The sequence below is a fragment of the Pseudomonas sp. Eth.TT006 genome, assembly GCF_054456575.1.
Genome location: NZ_JBTJEN010000002.1, coordinates 16340 through 33396 on the forward strand (window position 1 = coordinate 16340; position 17057 = coordinate 33396).

Below are 17057 nucleotides of genomic sequence, written 5' to 3' on the forward strand. Positions count from 1 at the left end.
GAGAAGTTGCTGTGGGAAAAGTTACTTCTCGCATACGGAAAATATGACTCAGTCACGACTTATAGGGAGATAAAAGATGAACAATCCACTGGACTTGGAACAAGTCGTTGCCAGCACCCGCGCGATCCTCGCGCAATTATTGGTGATGGGTGCTGATGACATTGATCAACACAGCAGCATCGTTGAAGACCTTGGGGCGGATTCGCTGGATATCGTCGACCTCAGCTTCCAGTTGGGCCGCCAATACGGCTGCACCCTGCCCAAGACCAGCGTGCTCGATCACGCCGTTGCTGTCTGCGGCGACGCCAGCGAATTTCTCGCCAATGGCCGCATTACCGAGAACGGCAAGGCTCTGCTTGAACAAAGCCTGAGCGCCTATGCGCCGGATCAGCTCAAGGCCGGCATGCAACCGGCGCAGGTGTTCGCCGCCACCACGGTGCTCAACTGGGCACAGCAGTGCCGCAACTTGTTCAATTACCTGCCGTCGAGCTGCCCGGACTGCAACGCCCAGCAAGCGGTGCTCAACGAGCGTCAGCAAGTGGTGTGCGGTGCCTGCAGCGCACGCCTGGTGCCGGCCGATGGTGACGAAGTGTCCCGTCAACTGGTCGAGCAGTTTGTCGCCACTCACGTCAAAGAGACGGTGTAGGAGCTCCCATGCGGGCACGAGAAGTCTATGTGAGCGGGTTCGGCCTGGTCGCGCCGATAGCGCTGGACGCTGCCACGTTGTTCGAGCGCATCTGCCGGAAGCAGTCCTGTGTCCGCGAACATCCAAGGTTCCAGGCGTTGGGGTTTCGCAACAGTGCGGCCGGGTTTATCGACGAGGCGCAGTGGCAGCAGATCGCTGCCGGTTTCGGCGGCAATGCGGCGCTGCATCCGCGGCAAAGCGTGCTGGCCGAATACGTCGCGCGCCAGGCATTGCACCACGCCGGGCTGACGCCGGCCGACTTTGCCCACAGCCGCAGCGGCCTGTTTCTGGGGGCCAATAAATACTGTGCCGACAGTCACGATCTACAGCGGGTCAGTCGTTGCATGGATGCAGAAGGGCGCGTCGATCTGGATCGCCTGCTGGAGCATCCGGCGCCGACGGGTACGGCCTTCTCGCGGCGGGTCGATCAACAGACGCAACACCTGGCGGACTGGCTCGGTATTCGCGACTGCATTTCGACCCACTCCGATGCCTGCGCCGCCGGCACCATGGCGATCGGCAGCGCTTACCGGGCGATCGAGCGCGGCGAAGTGGATCTGGCGATTTGCGGTGCGGTCGAGCTGATGGCCAACGAGTTGCCGTATTTCATGTTCAACAGCCTGGGCGCGTTGTGCCAGGCCGACCTGCCGGCAGACGAGCAGAGTCGCCCGTTCATGCCGGACCGCAGTGGCTTTGTCCTGAGCGAAGGCGCGGCGCTGGTGATTCTCGAATCCGCCGAACATGCCCAGCGGCGCAAAGCCAAACCGTTGGGACGCGTGCTCGGTTACGCCAATGTCTGCGAAGCGCAGAAGATGACCTCCAGCAGCCGGGATGGCAGCAAGTATGAGGAATGCATGGACGCTGCCATCGAAGATGCCGGACTGCTGCGCAGTGCCGTGCAACATGTGAACACCCACGGGACTTCCACCCAAGCCAATGACAGTTGCGAGGCCCTGGCCCTGCAACGGCTGTTCGGCGAATGCCAGGACTTCATGACCTTCACCGCCAACAAGTCGGCCATCGGCCATTCGCTGGCGGGCAGCGGCGCGATTGAAGCGGTGTTGTCGTTGATGACCTTGCGCGACGGCGTACTGTTGCCGACCTTGAATTATGACCCCGAGCGCGCCGAATACCCGTCGCTGAAATTCCTCAGCGAACCCTTGCGGCAGTCGGTCAATGTGGTGATGTCCAACTCCTTCGGCTTTGGCGGCGTCAACAGCTCGCTGGTTCTGGGGAGGGCATGAGATGAACAGAGCCATCTACATCAATGCCGCTGCCGTGCTGAACGCCGCCGGCAGTGAATGTGCCGACCTGCTCGGTACGCCATCGTCGCCTTCTGCGTTGGCATTCGACCCGACCCGTAAGGCCTTCGCACTGCCAACGCCGCGCCTGACCAGCGATCTGTTCGATCGCAAGATCCAGCGCAGCGTCGAACCGCAGGGGTTGCGTCTGCTGCACTGCGCTGCGCGTCTGGCGCCTGCCTTGGCGGCACTGCAATTACCCGCCGCACGCATCGCTTTGACTGCGGCGATTCCGGAAGTCGACGCCCCCAGCCCGTGTTGGGATGCGGTGCAGGCGATCCTCGAACAGCCGCAAAAACAGCTCGCGCAACTGCTGGCCAACACGCCGCCGCTGCACGCGCTGACGTTGCTCAACAGCAGCGTCATGGCTTACGTGGCCGAAGCGCTGAACTGCCACGGACCGATGGGCGGCTTCTGCTCTCAGGACAACGCCGGGCTCGACGCGCTGATCGAAGCCTGTCAGCAAATCGCTGAACAGCACGCCGACGCGGCGCTGGTGGTCAGCAGCAGTCCGAACCTGACGCCGGCCCTGTACCTGCGTGAACCTGAGCTGGCCGACGAGCCGGTCTACGGTGAAGGCGCCGCCGCGTTGTTGCTCAGCTCTACAGCGGCTCCGGACGCTGCGCAGGTGTTGCGTATCGCCGGGTTTGCCCGCGGTTACAGCGCCGATCCGCAGCGCTCGCTGGCCGTCGGCCAACGCGTGATTGACCAGGCGCTGAGCCAGGAAAAACTGCAGGTGGGTGATGTCGCGCAAGTGCTGGGTAATCCCGCCGACCCGCAACTGACCAGCCTGTTTGCATCGACGTCGCACAGCCTGCGCAGCGTCCGCGCGCTGACCGGCGAACTGGGCGCCAGCGCCTTGCTGACCGAGGTCGCGCTGAGCTTGCACCACATTCGTGAAGTGGACGCGCTGCCCGGTTACACGCTGCTCGTCAGCCACGCCCGCGCCGGTCACTGGGGCGCCTTGCTGTTGGCCAGTGAAACCCAGGAGAAGTACGCATGAGTGCGACACGGATTGTAATCACCGGCATGGGCGCGGTCACCGGCTTCGGTTTCGAATGGCAGACCCTCTGGGAAAAGATGCTTGGCGGCGAACATTGCGTGCGCCCGTGGCAACCGGAAGACCTGCAGGACGCAGCGTTCCCGGTGCGCTACGCGGCGCCGGTGGACATGGCGCTGTTGCCCGCGCAGTTGCAGGGCCATCCGGCCTGGACTGTGCCGCTGGAAAAGCGCAGTCGTTTCGGCTGGGTGGCGGCCACTCAGGCCGTCGCCGACAGTGGTCTGGCGCCTGAGCAACTGCGTGATGCCGCCGTGCTGTGTGCCTCCGGGGCACCGCAACACATGCTCGCCGACATGCTGCTGACTCAGGCACCTGACGGCGGCGCACCGGACTGGCAGCACCTGATGGCGCGTGCTGCGCAGGTCAGCGCCGAAGGTTCGCTGCGTCAGGGTAATGATCGGCTGGCGCGGGTGATTGCCGATGACCTCGGTTGTGAGGGGCCGGTGATCAATATCAGCAGCGCCTGTGCCGGCGCCTCGCAGGCGATCGGCAATGCGTTCCAGATGATCCGTCGCGGCGAAGTCAGTGTCGCCGTGGCCGGTGGCGCCGACTCGGTGCTCAACCTCGACACCATGGCCGCGTTGTATCTGCTGGGTGCCGCTTCCGGCGAGCAGCGTTGGGGCGCCGATCTGTGCCGCCCGTTCGATCGCGATCGCAGCGGTCTGATCGCCGGCGAGGGCGGTGGTTTCGTAGTCCTGGAAAGTCTTGAACACGCCTTGGCGCGCGGCGCGACGCCGTATGCCGAAGTGCTCGGCTATGGCAGCAGTCTGGATGCCTACAAGGTCACCGCGCCGCAGCCTGAAGGCCGAGGCGCCGCGCTCGCCATGCAAGCGGCGCTCGACGATGCCGGCCTGCAACCGCAGCAGATCGACCTGATCAATGCCCACGGCACCTCGACCCCGCTCAATGATGTGGCGGAGACCCTGGCGATCAAGCAGGTGTTCGCGCAGCACAAGCATTGTCAGGCGCTGGCGGTCAGTGCCAACAAATCGCAATTCGGCCATCTGATTGCCGCCGCCGGCGCACCGGAGTGCATCGTCACGGCGCTGGCCTGCCTGAATGATCTGGTCACGCCGACGGTGAATCTGCACGAAGCCGATGAGCGCTGCGACCTGAATTATTGCCCCGGTCAGGCGGTCAGCCGGCGTGTGGATTACGCCCTCAGCAACTCTTTCGGCTTCGGTGGCTTGAACACCTCGCTGGCCCTTGGCAAATATCGGGAGCACGGACAATGACCAATGCCAACGTGCGGATAGCCATTGTTGGCAGTGGTTGTGTGTTGCCCAGCGGTTGGGGCGTCGAGCGTTTCTGGTCGGCGGCCCGTGAAGGTCGCAGCGCGATTGCGCCTCTGCAATCGCAGCTGTTTCGCAGTGAACGCATCGCCGCGTTCGGCCAGATCGATGACGCCACGCATCAGCGCAGCCGTCAGGACGTTGCGCAAAACCTGCAGCGTTACTGCCCGCCGGCGGTGATCTGGGGTGTGAGTGCGGCGCGGCAGGCACTGGCAGAAGCCGGGGTGACCCCGGGTCAGGACGGCTTGCGTTATGGCCTCTATTGCTGCCAGGGCGGGTACACCCATCCGTCGGTGGCGTCTTATGGCGAACTGCTGCATGAGTGCCAGACCGACAACGGCGCCGACATGCGTCGCCTCGCCCAGCGGGTGCTGCAGGAGCGGGCGCTCGACCCGTTTCTGGTGCTCAAAAGCCTGAGCAACGGGTTGCTCGGCGTGGTCAGTCTGGCGCTGAAACTGGAGTGTGAGTGCAACGCCTACATGCAAGGCGTGGCCGGCAATCTGGCGGCATTGCGTCAGGCGCACAGCGCGCTGCAGAGCGGGCGCATCGATGTGGCGATTGTGGTCGGCGCCGGCAGTGAACTCGATCCGCTGGCGTTGGCCACCCTGGCTGAAGCGGGGGTGATCAGCAGCGATGGTTCGCAGCAGATGCGCGCCTTCGATCGTCAGGGCACCGGCGGGATTGCCGGCGAAGGCGCCGCCGCGCTGGTGCTGCGGCGTGCCGATGACCTGCCGTCAGGACCGCAGACTTGTCTATCGGCGCTGTTCGCCCACCCGCGGCTGGACTCGCTGAGCCTGCCGGATCAACAGACCGATCTGCTGATCGGCAGCGCCAGCGGCGATCCGCACAAGGACGCCGATCTGGCGCGCACGCTGGCCCGCACCGGCGCCGCGCACATCACCAGCAGCACCGCACTGACCGGGATCCTCAGCGGCGCGCCAAGCCTGGTCGATCTAATTCTGGCCCGGCAAACCTTGCAGGCGCAAAGCATCCCGCCGATCGCCGGACTGGCGCAGCCGGTGGATACGCACCTGCCGTTTGTCCTGGGCGAGCCACGGGATGCTGTGCTGCACGATTGCCTGGTGATCAACCGCGACGACAACGGCTTCAGCGCCTGTTACCAACTCGACTTTCAGGCGGCCGACTGACCGCCTGAAAGCACCCCATCGCTTCTGATTTTTTTCTCAAGGATATGACTGTCATGGATTACCGCGATTACGTTCGGCCGAAATTCGTTGAGCTGATGCAGGCCCTCGGCCTCGAGTGCCAGTTCCACCGGGCGCAGGGCAGCAAACTGTTTTACCGCGACCAGCAGGGTGATGAAGTTACCGTGACCGATTTTCTCGGTGGCTACGGTGCCGCGCTGTACGGTCACAACGATCCGCAATTTGTCGATCAGCTCTGCGGCCTGTTGCGTGCCGACGTGCCGTTCAACGCGCAGATGTCGGTGCGCGGCGCGGCGGGGCAGCTGGGGCGCGAGCTGAGTGAAGCGTTCAACCGCGAGCTGAACAACACCGAGCGCTACATTTCCACCTTCTCCAATAGCGGCGCCGAGTCGGTGGAAGTCGCCGTCAAGCACGCCGAATACCGTCGTCAGAAAAACCTGCAGAAGCAGTTCGACGAGCGTGATTTCGAGCTGGCCAATCTGGTCGCCAGCGACAAGGCGTATGTCGAACTGGAGATCGATGATCTCGACCTGCCGGCCGGGCTGCTACCGCCGAACCTGTCCTGCGTAACCGTGCGCCAACTGGTCGAAGCCGTGCGTCAGCACAACCTGGCGCTGCTGCATGTCGAGCCGGTGTTCCTCGCCGTGCGCGGCAGCTTTCACGGCAAGTTGGTGAACACCGTGCAGCTGACTTACGGCAAGCAATACCGCAAGCCGTTTGCCCGGTTCGGGCTGAATGTCGAGTTCATCGACCCGCAGCAACCGCAACAGCTGCAAGACCTGCCGGCCCGTCATCAGCATCATTGGCTGAGCCTGGAATGGAGCGGTGAAACCCTGCAGGTGCGTCGTGAAGCGTTCAGCGCCATCACCGCCGTGCTGCTGGAGCCGATCCAGGGCGAAGGCGGGATCAACGAGTTTGCCAAGGAGTTCTACCTGGGCCTGCGTCGCCTGTGCAACGAGCAGCAATGCCCGTTGGTCATCGACGAAGTGCAATCGGGTTTCGGCCGCACCGGCACCTTGCTCGGCGCCAGCCATTTCAATCTGCAGGGCGACTACTACTGCCTGTCGAAAGCGCTGGGCGGCGGCCTGATGAAAATCGCCGCCACGGTGATTCGCGCCAGCCATTACGAAAACGATTTCAGCTACATCCACAGCTCGACCTTCGCCGAAGACGATGCCTCCTGCCATATCGCCCTGGCGGCCCTGCGCCGGCTGTTCGAAAACGACAGCGCGATGCTCAAGGACGTAAACAAGAAGGGCGAATACCTCAAGGCCTCGCTGCTGGAACTCAAGGCGGCGTATCCGGACGTGATCGCCGATGTGCGCGGGCGCGGTCTGCTGCTGGGTTTCGAACTGCACGATCTGACCGGCAGCAGTTCGCTGGTGCAGGCGTCGGCGCAGTACAACGATGCGCTGGGCTACATCATCGCCGGCTACCTGTTGCAGTTCGAATCGCTGCGCGTCGCGCCGTCGGGCAGCAACGCCAATGTGATTCGTCTGGAGCCACCGGTGTGCATCACCTTTGCGGAAATCGATGGCCTGATCGCGTCGCTGCAAAAGGTCTGCGACATGCTGCGCCGTCGCGATGCGTTCCCGCTGGCCGCCGGTGTGTGTGCCGACAGCATCCCCCAAGTGCCGGCGCGCGAGGTCAGCTTCAAGGGGAGCGAAAGCCTCCCAAAGTCTGACGAGAACGTGCGCGTGGTGGCCCGCGTGGCGTTCATCAACCACCTGATTGACGCAGACATGCTCAGCGACGTCGATCCTTCGCTGTCGAGCCTCAGCGCCGAGCAGAAGCGCGAGTTCATCAAGCGCATGGCCCCGGAGCGCCGCGCCGCGCCAATCGGCCCGGTGCAGATCCGCTCGAAACTGGGCACTGCCGTGGAGTTCACCCTGTATCCGCTGTGCATGGATTCCGATGCGATGGCGGCCTATATCGCCAGCGGCGATCTGGACACCATCCGCGAGGAAGTCGGCAATCGCATCAAGGACGCCCGCGCCGATGGCTACAGCGTGGCCGGCCTGGGCATGTACACCTCGATCGTCACCAACAACTGCCAGGCGCTGAAAATTCCGGACATGGCGCTGACCTCGGGCAACGCCCTGACCATCGGCATGGGCCTGGAAGCCATCGAGCAGGGCTGCAAACAGCAGGGCCTGGAGTTGAGCGAGCAGACCGCCGCCGTGGTCGGCGCTGCCGGCAACATTGCCTCGACCTACGCCTCATTGCTGTCGACCAGCGTCGCGCATCTGATCCTGATCGGCAGTGGCCGCGACGGCTCGCTGCGCCGCCTGGAGAAAACCGCGCAGCAGATCTACGCCGAAGCCGCCCGCGCGATTCTCAAGGGTGTCGCCGAACACGATCGTCTCGCCCGTCGCCTGCAGCAGATCGACGGCATCGATGCGCTGTTGCAGAGCCATGGCAGCAGTGCCGATCTCGGTCAGCGCGTGGCGAAACTGGTTGAAGAACGCCTGGGCGCAAACGCATTCATCACCGTCAGCAATGATCTCGATGTGCTGAAACAGGCGCGCATCGTGCTCTGCGCAGCGAATGCGCCGCAGGCGTTTCTGGGCGCCGAACACTTCGCCGAAAACAGCGTGATCTGCGACATCGCGGTACCGCTGAACGTCGACCAGAACCTCGCGAGTCAGCGTTCCGACGTGCTGTACATGCACGGCGGGATTGTCCAGACGCCGCTGGGCGACGGTCTGGCGACCAACGTGCGCGCCTACCTCAAACAAGGGCAGTTGTATGCCTGCATGGCGGAGTCGGTGTTGATGGGCCTGTCCGGGATGAAGCAGCACTACTCGTTCGGCGACATCAGCCGCGAGCAGGTGCAGCAGATCCGTGCGCTGGCCGCGACCCATGGCTTCAGCCTCGCTCAGTTCAAAACCGCCAACTCGCTGTAAGGAACGCTCATGCCGAACAAAGTAGCAGTAGTCACCGGCGGCAGCCGTGGCATCGGCCGGGCAATTGTCCTGGCGTTGGCGGGGGCGGGTTATCACCTCGCGTTCAGTTATGTGCGCGATGAAGTGGCGGCGATGGCCTTGCGTGATGAGGTGCAGGCGTCGGGTGTGGATTGCCTGGCGCTGCAATGCGACATCAGCAGCGGCGACAGCATCCAGTCGTTCTTCGGCCGGGCCGAGGCGCATTTCCAGCGTATCGACCTGCTGGTCAACAACGCCGGCATTACCCGTGACGGTTTGCTGGCGACGATGCCGGCCCGTGACATCGTCGAGGTGATCCAGACCAACCTGATCGGCACCTTGCTCTGCTGTCAGCAGGTGCTGCCGGGCATGTTGCGCCAGCGCAGTGGCTGCATCGTCAACATCAGCTCGGTGGCGGCGCAAAAGCCCGGCAAGGGCCAGAGCAACTATGCCGCTGCCAAGGGCGGGGTCGAGGCCATGACCCGCGCGCTGGCGGTCGAACTGGCACCGCGCAACATCCGCGTCAATGCGGTGGCCCCGGGCATCGTCAAGACCGAGATGAGTACCGCGCTGATCGGCAGTCAGGAGGAGCAGATTCAGTCGCGGCTGCTGATCAAGCGTTACGCCGAACCTGAGGAAATCGCCGAAGCGGTGTTGTACCTCGCTGACCGTGGCCTGTACCTGACCGGGGAGGTCCTGCCGGTGAACGGCGGGTTGAAAATGCCATGAGCCGCACCATTCTGATTACCGGTGCGGCCAAGGGCATCGGGCGTGCTGTGGCTGAGGACTTCGCGGCCAATGGCGACAATCACCTGATCCTGCTCGACCTCGACTTGCCGCAATTGCAGGCCTGGGTCGATGAGCAGCAGGAGCGGATCAAGGCACGGGTCGAGACCCACGCGGCGAACATCGCAGACCTGCCGGCCATGCAGGCGTTCTTCAAGCAGCTCAGCACCCAGGTTCGGCAGGTCGATGTGCTGGTCAACAGCGCTGGCATCTGCAACGAAAACGAGCCCGAGGATCTGCAGAACTGGCACAAGGTGATTTCGGTCAACCTCCACGGCACGTTCTATGTCACCTCGTTGTGTCTGGCGCTGATGCCGGATCGCGGACGGATCATCAACATGTCCTCGATCCTCGGGCGGGCCGGCAAGGTGCGCAATACCGCGTATTGTGCCTCCAAGCACGGCATCGTCGGCATGACCAAGGCGCTGGCGCTGGACCTGGCGCCGCGGCAGATCACGGTCAACGCGATTCTGCCGGCGTGGATCGACACGCCGATGCTTCAGGGCGAACTGGCGACGCAGGCGGCGATAGCCGGGCTGACCCAGGAACAGATCGTGCGCAACGCGAAGAAAAAACTGCCGATGCGCCGCTTCATCCAGAGCGAAGAGGTGGCGGCGATGGTGCGTTATCTGGCCAGTCCTGAAGCAGGAGGGGTCACGGCCCAGAGCCTGGTGATCGATGGCGGCGTCGGGTTGGGAATGTAGCGATGCCAGGATCTCTCAAGCGCATCGCCTGCACGGTGTGGGCCTGCATGGCCGCGCCGGCGGCCCTCGCGGCACTGGAAATCGACGACCTCAAGCCCGATTACGCCGACGCCGAAATCGGCGTGGCCACCGCCCTGCGCCTGCACGGTGACGATCAGGTCACGCAGCAGGCCATGTATTTCAAGGCCAATCTGGAGGACAACTGGGACGGCGGCTATTACAAGGCCAAGGGCCGGGTGCGTTACGACGCGCGCTACGACGGCAACAATCCGTACAGCGAGCGCGCCCGGGAAAAGTACCGCTTCGACGCCGATTGGCGGCATCTGTATGTCGGCCATTCGTTGGGCGACGGTGAAGTGACGGTCGGCTGGCAACAAGTGGTCTGGGGCCGTGCCGACGAGTTGCGCGTGCTCGACCAGATCAACCCGCTGGACTACCGCGACGGCCTGACCCCGCTGCTCGAAGACAGCCGCATCGCCGTGCCGATGGTGCGCGTGGCGCAGCCGGTGGGCGAGTGGGAACTGGAAGCGCTGTGGATCACCGATTTCGTCAAGAACCAGCCTCCGGTGGCGGGCAGCGAGTTTGCCGCGCCGCTGTTTGCGGCACCGGATCCGGAGTATTTCCTGCTCGACTCGAAACCCGGTTACGACGGCGACGACGGCTATGGCTACGGCTTGAGTGCCAATGGCCGGATCGGCGCGGTGGACACCAGTTTCGTCGCGCTGAGTGCGCGTCAGCAGGACCCGGTGTACGCCGTCGAAGGCCTGGCCGATGACGGTCGCACGCGCCTCGAAAGGCAGTTTCCGCGCTACACCATGGGCGGTGCCGGGCTGGCGATCGATGCCGGACACAGCATCGTGGTGCGCAGCGAGGTGGCCTGGTTCGACAACTGGCGCGTGACCAACCCGACCCGCGCCTACGGCGCCGACAGCACCTCGATGGTCAAGTCGTTGCTGGGCGTCGATTACCTGTGGCGTGACTGGCTGATCTCCGCGCAATGGCAGGAGCAAGTGTTGCTCGACTGGCAGGAAGGGATGCTGCAGGACAAGCGCGAGCCGCTGTTCACCCTGTCGGCCGAGGGCACCCATTTGCAGGATCGACTCAAGAGCCGACTGGTGGCGGCCGCTTCGCCGCCGCTCAAGGACAACGCCTTGTTGCAGGGCATCTTCACCTACAAACCGGTGGACTACATCAAGCTGGGGCTGGAAGTGGACGTGTTCTTCGGCAAACCCGACCGGGCCTTCGGCGAGTACAGCAAACGCGATCAAGTGCGGCTGTCCGCCGGCTATCTGTTTTAACCCGTGACGCCTGCCTGCCGCCGGTGGCGCGGGCGCCAATCCAAGTATTTATCCAACGAAAAGGGAATTGCGATGTTGCCGCTTTTGAAAAGTCTGACCGTCACCGCGTTGATCCTCAGTGGCGTCAGCGCCCATGCTGCCGACGGCAGCAACGCCGATGAAATCATCCGTCAGGTGCGCGATCGCAATGACGGGAAAAGCTTCATGTCCCAGGTCTCGCTGATTCTTCACGACAAGAAGGGCAATACCCGTGTTCGTGAATTCACCTACCTGCAAAAGGATTACCCGGACAGCGACAAATTCAGCATGTATTTCTCCGCGCCGACCGACGTGCGCGATGTTGCGTTCCACATCGAAAACCCCCACGAAACCCTCGGTCTGGAAGACAGCCAGTGGATGTACCTGCCGGTCAGCCGCCAGACCCGCCGCATCTCCACCACCGACAAGCGCGGCTCGTTCATGGGCAGTGAATATTCCTATGCCGATCTGGACAAGATCCGGGTCAAGGATTACTCGCAGAAGCTGGTGGGCGAAGAGCAGATCAAGGGCCGCGACTGCTACGTGATCGAGCGTGAACCGGCGTCTCCGGAAGTGCTGGCCAAGACCGGCTACAACAAACTCAAGGTGTGGATCGACAAGCAGAATTTCCTGGTCATGCGTCAGGACTTCTTCGACGTCAAAGGTGTGCTGATCAAGCAGATGCGCACGCAGAAGGTCGAGACCATCGATTCGATCGACAGCATCGTGCTCAGTGAAACCGAGCACTTCATCGACGGCACCCGCTCGGAAATGCGTTTCAACCAGTTGCAGTACAACGTTGCGCTGGAAGACCGCCTGTTTACCCAGACCGCGATCAAGCGCGGCCTGAAAACCGGCGACCTGCCGGAATTTTCCGTGTCTGCCCGCTAAGCGCCGCCCCCGACGACCCTGGAACACATGATCATGGAAAGATATCTGAATTTCGTCGAGCGCCATGCGCGGGCGATTGTTTTCCTGCTGGTGGCGATTACCGCGTATTTCACCTATACGCTGGGCGCGCTGGTCTCGGACACCAACCCTTATCTGCTCAAGGAAAGCCACCCGGCGCGCAAGACCATCATCGATCTGCAGGGTGAATTCACCGGCACCTTCGACTCGGTGATGGTGGCGCTGAACAACCCGCAGACGGTGTTCAACAAGCAGACGCTGAATGCGCTGTTTTCGATGTCGCAGTCGGTGCGCAAGATGATTCTGGCCAACGACGCCGACAAGGAGCAACTGGCGCAAATCGTCGCCAAGTACCCGAATGACAGTCGCGCGCAACTGTTGACCCGCGACATTCTGCAAGACGGTTTTTCCCAGAACGACTACGCCCAGGCCAAGGCCCTGCGTGACCATGCGCAGAGTCAGAACTGGGATTCGCACGATCAACTGTTCCTGACCTTCCTCGCCGAGCGGATCAACCCGATCCGCGAAATGGCCTCGATGGGCGACCTGGAAAACATCGTCCTCACCGACGACGGCGAACTGTTGATCCACAAGACTCTCAACGCCTACGACATGGACCCGGCCGTGGTCGAGTCACAGATCATGGGCAACGAGTTGATGGTCGACGGCGTGGTGTCGAAGGACAAGAAAGTCGCGATGCTGGTGGCCGAACTCGGCACCAAACAGGACGACGCGCAGGCGCAATTGCGTGCCTATCAGATCGTGCGCGGCATCGTCGCGCAGTATCAGGCCGAGCATCCGGAGTACAAGGACGAGATCTTCATTGCCGGCATGCCGATCTTCATCGCCGCCCAGCAGGAAATCATCGACCATGACCTGGCGGTGCTGTTTCCGATCGTGTTTGCGCTGATCACGCTGTTGCTGATGTTCTTCTTCCGCAAACCGCTGGGCGTGCTGTTGCCGCTGTTCAACATCCTGTTCTGCACCATTTGGACCCTGGGTCTGATGGCGCTGTTGCGGGTGCCGTTCGACCTGTTGACCAGCGTGTTGCCGGTGTTCCTGTTCACCATCTGCTGTTCGGACGCGATCCATGTGATGGCCGAATATTACGAGCAGAAAAACGCCGGCAAGAGCAACCGCGAAGCCAACCGCGAAACCCAGCGTCTGATGGTGGTGCCGGTGGTGCTGACCACGGTGACGACCATTGCCACGTTCATGATTTCCACTACCAACAACATCGTCAGCATCCGCAATTTCGGCGTGTTCATGTCCATCGGCCTGACGGCGGCGCTGATCATTTCGCTGCTGCTGATTCCGGCGTGGATCTCCATCTGGGGCAAGGATCAGGCGCCGCAGGCCAAGGTCGAGGCGCACAAGGAATCGATCATCTCGCGTTATCTGGTGGCGTTCTGCGCGTGGATGATCCGCTTTCGCAAACCGATTCTGCTGGTCGTGCTGCCGTTGCTGGCGCTGGCCACGGTGTTCACCTTCCGCGTCGATATCGAAGATTCGGGCATCGCCTACTTCAAACCGGAAAGCCATATCCGCGTGTCGGACCAGTTCATCAACCACGCCAAAGTCGCGGGCACGGCGCCGGGCTGGATCGCCATCGACAGCAAGGAACCGCGCGGGGTGCTGACCACCGAAGTGGTGCAGTTCATCGACAAGCTCGACCACTTCATCAAGCAGCAGCCGAACGTCAGTTACGGCTACTCGCTGGCGACCTACGTCAAGCGCATGAACCTGGTGCTTAACGACATGAACCCTGATTACCTGCGCGTGCCCAACGCCATGGAACAGGTCACCTCAGTCAATGACGAGGGTCAGGTCGAGCGCTTTGAAGTGCCGGGCAATTCGTTGATCGAGCAGCATGTGATGCTGTTCGAAAACGGCGGCGGTTCAGACCTGAACAACGTACTCAACGCCGACTTCTCCAAGGCCTTGACCCTGTACACCATGACCTCGTCGGTCGCCAGCGACTATCAGGGCATGCTCGATCGCCTCGATGCCTGGCTGCTGGTGAACAAACCGGCCAACCTCGAAGTGACCCACGCCGGCACGCCGTTGATCTGGACCGGCGTGTTGCAGGAAATCACTCAGGGCCAGGTGCTGAGCTTTTCCCTGGCGCTGCTGGTCGTCACGCTGATGATGATGTACTGGCTCAAGTCGGTGCGCCTCGGCATCCTCGGCATGTTGACCCTGCTGACCACTTCGGTGACGGTCTACGGCTTCATGTTCCTGTTCAACATCGAGCTGAACATCGGCACCACGCTGGTGACGTTCCTGGTGGTCGGCGTGGTCGATTACGCGGTGCACCTGCTGTCGCGGATCAAGCTGCTGGTGCAGCAGGGCATCGAGATCGATGCGGCAATCCTGCAAGCCATGCACAGCGTCGGTCGCTCTACGGTGATCAACGTGGTGATCTTTTCCGTCGGTTTCATGGCGCTGCTGTTTTCCGACTTCAAGCCGATTGTCGACCTCGGCGCGCTGGTGGCCATGGCCCTGTTCTCCAGCGGCGTCATGACCATTGTTCTGGTGACGCTGGTGTCGCCGTGGTTCTTTGCGGCGATTGCGCCGGTTGCCCGACCTGCTCCGGGGCAACCTGTAGTCGGCGAGGCTGTGGCGGGCTGAGTGTCGATCCGCCGGGTTCGCTTGCCCTGATACGCCAGGCAAAGCGGGTCAGGCGTCGCAACAGGGTTTTCAGTTCAGCGTAGCGCCTGGGGTTTTTTCCCCCTGCCGGGCGTTGCGCTCGAACTGACATTCCAGCCGCGCTTCGTGAAGATTTTTTTCGAACGCTTCCAGACCATCGTACAACTGCTGCAAATCGCCGATCTGGGCCACCAGCTCGGCTTTTTTCCGGGCGATGGCATGCTCGGCCATGTCCCAAGGGAATTCTTCGCCGCGGTAGTTGTTGAGGATGACCTGCAGCTCTTTGAGCTTGAAACCCAGTTGCTGGGCGCACTTGATAAACGTCAGTACTTCGACGCTTTCCTGGCTGTAGATCCGGTATTTGCCTTCACGCTTGGGCTGCGGCAGCAGGCCGATTTCCTCGTAATGGCGAATGCTTTTGACTGTGGTGCCCGACAGCTGGGCGGCTTTGCCGATATACATAAAGATCCGTCTCGATGAGCAAAACAAAGGCGTAGCGCGACCAGGTTGGGGCCTGATCGGCGGGCGATTATAGGGGGAATACCATCGGCAGGTTGCAACTGTGCGCAAATGACGCGCGCAGCTGACGGACGGACTCGGCAGGGGCCCGGGAAAGGGGGACTGACGGCGGCGACTGCGCCGTCAGTTGAGCAGCGGATACAGGCTCAGAACGCGGCGCAGGCCCGGGCCTGTTGCAGCCAGGTGTCGCGCTGGTTCGGCTTGGAGCCGAGCATCGGGCCGAAGGTCAGGGTCTTGATCGGCTTGACCCCGCAGAACTCCAGGGTGGTCTTGCGCACCTGATGCAGTCCCGGCATGCCGTAGACCCATTTGTAATACCAGAACGGCGTGTCCATGGTCACCAGCAAATGCGCGGTGCGGCCCTTGAGCAGCTTGTCCGGGAAGGCTTTGCCCTCGCGGTACTTGAAGGCGAAGCCGGGCAGGAAGATGCGGTCGAGAAAGCCCTTCATCAGCGCCGGAATCCCGCCCCACCAGATCGGATAAACGAAAGTCAGGTGCTCGGCCCAAGTGATGTCGGCCTGCGCCTGCAGCAGATCCGGCTCCAGCGGCTGGATCTTGTTGTAGCCCTCGTGCAGGACCGGATCGAACTCCAGCGCATCCAGACGCATCAGGCGCACTTCATGCCCGGCGTCCTTGGCCGCCTGGACGTAGGTATCGCTCAATGCTCCGCAAAAACTGTCGTTGGAGGGGTGACCGAGAATCACGAGCATTCGTTTGCTCATCGTGTGTACTCCTGAAAAGAAGCTCACAGCATAGAGTCTGCCCCTAGCGGTAGAGTCAAGGCGTCAACGCCTGCAAAAGGGCCTGGGCATAGGCCGGCAGTTGCGCAAAATTGCGTGCGCACAGATGCAAGGTGCGATTGGCCCAGGCGTCTTCCAGCGGTACACAGGCAAACGAGTCCGCCGAGGGCCAGCGCTCGACGGCGATCTTGGGCACGATCGCCAGTCCCGCCCCGCGCGCGACCATGCGCGTGAGGCCGTCGAAGCCGTCGGCGCGAATCCGAATGGCCATGCGCTGGCCGACATGCAGCGCCTGTTCTTCCAGATGAATCGCCAGCGCACTGGTGCTGCCCAGGGCCACGTAGTCATGGGCCAGGGTTTCGGCGAAGCTCAGCGAGGCTTTGTTTGCCAGCGGATGACCATGGGGCATGATCAGCAGCAGCGGATCGGCGCGAAACGCCAGGGTCTGCAAGTCGTGGGTATCGACCGCGTCGGAGACGATCCCCAAGTCGGCCGTGCCTTGGCGCAGGGCGTGGGTGATGCGGGCGCTGGGCAATTCCTGCAGATCGATGTCGAGGTTGGGGTGATCGCGCAAAAAGTCGGCGAGCACTTCCGGCAGGTATTCGCTGATCGCCGTGGTGTTGCACAACAGCCGTACCTGACCTTTGGCGCCGTTGGCGTAGTCGGCCAGATCCTGCTGCAGGCGTTCGGCCTGTTGCAGAAGGATCCGCGCATGCCGGGCCAGCGCCTTGCCGGCAGGCGTCGGGGTGATGCCACGTCGCCCGCGTTGCAGCAGCTCAATGCCCAGCGAGGCTTCCATGGCGCGGATCCGCGCGCTGGCGGCGGCGAGCGACAGATGGCTGCGGGCGGCGCCGGCGGTGATGTTGCCGCTGTCGAGGGTGTGCAGGTAGAGGCGCAGGTCGGTGAGGTCGAAGTGCATGGGTAGCCTGTGGTTTTTGTGGTGTCTGGACTGGCCCTATCGCTGGCAAGCCAGCTCCCACAGGATTTGTGTTGTGCACAAATTCTG

General features: G+C 62.5%; 14 protein-coding genes. 11 read left to right on the forward strand and 3 right to left on the reverse strand.

Annotated features, from left to right (window positions below; genetic code table 11):
- The first annotated feature begins 76 nt into the window (after nucleotides 1-76).
- The 11 genes from ACXR0M_RS03265 (at nucleotide 77) to ACXR0M_RS03315 (ending at nucleotide 14774) form a co-directional block, all read left to right on the forward strand.
- Complete coding sequence (locus ACXR0M_RS03265) at nucleotides 77-646, forward strand: acyl carrier protein (protein ID WP_458829887.1); 570 nt, start codon at nucleotides 77-79, stop codon at nucleotides 644-646.
- A gap of 8 nt (nucleotides 647-654) precedes the next feature.
- Nucleotides 655-1929, forward strand: coding sequence for a beta-ketoacyl-[acyl-carrier-protein] synthase family protein (locus ACXR0M_RS03270; protein ID WP_458829889.1), 1275 nt, complete (start codon nucleotides 655-657; stop codon nucleotides 1927-1929).
- Between the two features lies 1 nt (nucleotide 1930).
- On the forward strand, nucleotides 1931-2989 hold the full coding sequence (locus ACXR0M_RS03275; protein WP_458829891.1) for a beta-ketoacyl synthase: 1059 nt from the start codon (nucleotides 1931-1933) through the stop codon (nucleotides 2987-2989).
- Nucleotides 2986-4281 (forward strand): beta-ketoacyl-[acyl-carrier-protein] synthase family protein, encoded by a 1296-nt coding sequence (locus ACXR0M_RS03280; protein ID WP_458829893.1) that lies wholly within the window; start codon nucleotides 2986-2988, stop codon nucleotides 4279-4281. The genes ACXR0M_RS03275 and ACXR0M_RS03280 overlap by 4 nt, the downstream gene beginning before the upstream one ends.
- Complete coding sequence (locus ACXR0M_RS03285) at nucleotides 4278-5486, forward strand: beta-ketoacyl synthase N-terminal-like domain-containing protein (protein WP_458829895.1); 1209 nt, start codon at nucleotides 4278-4280, stop codon at nucleotides 5484-5486. Before ACXR0M_RS03280 ends, ACXR0M_RS03285 begins: the two co-directional genes overlap by 4 nt.
- A gap of 53 nt (nucleotides 5487-5539) precedes the next feature.
- Nucleotides 5540-8410, forward strand: coding sequence for an aminotransferase class III-fold pyridoxal phosphate-dependent enzyme (locus tag ACXR0M_RS03290; RefSeq protein WP_458829897.1), 2871 nt, complete (start codon nucleotides 5540-5542; stop codon nucleotides 8408-8410).
- A gap of 9 nt (nucleotides 8411-8419) precedes the next feature.
- Nucleotides 8420-9157: a 3-oxoacyl-ACP reductase family protein gene (locus ACXR0M_RS03295; protein WP_458829899.1), complete on the forward strand. Its 738-nt coding sequence runs from the start codon at nucleotides 8420-8422 to the stop codon at nucleotides 9155-9157.
- Complete coding sequence (locus ACXR0M_RS03300) at nucleotides 9154-9918, forward strand: SDR family NAD(P)-dependent oxidoreductase (RefSeq protein WP_458829901.1); 765 nt, start codon at nucleotides 9154-9156, stop codon at nucleotides 9916-9918. Before ACXR0M_RS03295 ends, ACXR0M_RS03300 begins: the two co-directional genes overlap by 4 nt.
- Nucleotides 9919-9920: 2 nt before the next feature.
- Nucleotides 9921-11216 carry a DUF1302 family protein gene (locus ACXR0M_RS03305; protein ID WP_458829903.1) on the forward strand — a complete coding sequence of 432 codons (1296 nt, stop codon included), beginning with the start codon at nucleotides 9921-9923 and terminating at the stop codon, nucleotides 11214-11216.
- 72 nt (nucleotides 11217-11288) lie between these two features.
- Nucleotides 11289-12125 (forward strand): outer membrane lipoprotein-sorting protein, encoded by an 837-nt coding sequence (locus ACXR0M_RS03310; protein WP_458829905.1) that lies wholly within the window; start codon nucleotides 11289-11291, stop codon nucleotides 12123-12125.
- Between the two features lie 33 nt (nucleotides 12126-12158).
- Nucleotides 12159-14774 (forward strand): efflux RND transporter permease subunit, encoded by a 2616-nt coding sequence (locus ACXR0M_RS03315; protein ID WP_458829907.1) that lies wholly within the window; start codon nucleotides 12159-12161, stop codon nucleotides 14772-14774.
- 69 nt (nucleotides 14775-14843) lie between these two features.
- On the opposite strand, the gene ACXR0M_RS03320 is transcribed toward ACXR0M_RS03315, so the two are convergent.
- The 3 genes from ACXR0M_RS03320 to ACXR0M_RS03330 all read right to left on the reverse strand — a co-directional run bounded on the left by ACXR0M_RS03320 (nucleotide 14844) and on the right by ACXR0M_RS03330 (nucleotide 16970).
- Entirely contained in the window at nucleotides 14844-15254 is a 411-nt protein-coding gene (locus ACXR0M_RS03320; RefSeq protein WP_458829909.1) for a MerR family transcriptional regulator, read from the reverse strand.
- 203 nt (nucleotides 15255-15457) lie between these two features.
- Nucleotides 15458-16033 (reverse strand): NAD(P)H-dependent oxidoreductase, encoded by a 576-nt coding sequence (locus ACXR0M_RS03325; protein ID WP_458829910.1) that lies wholly within the window; start codon nucleotides 16031-16033, stop codon nucleotides 15458-15460.
- A gap of 55 nt (nucleotides 16034-16088) precedes the next feature.
- A complete protein-coding gene (locus tag ACXR0M_RS03330; RefSeq protein WP_458829912.1) occupies nucleotides 16089-16970 on the reverse strand; it encodes a LysR family transcriptional regulator in 882 nt (293 codons plus the stop codon).
- Nucleotides 16971-17057: the final 87 nt, after the last annotated feature.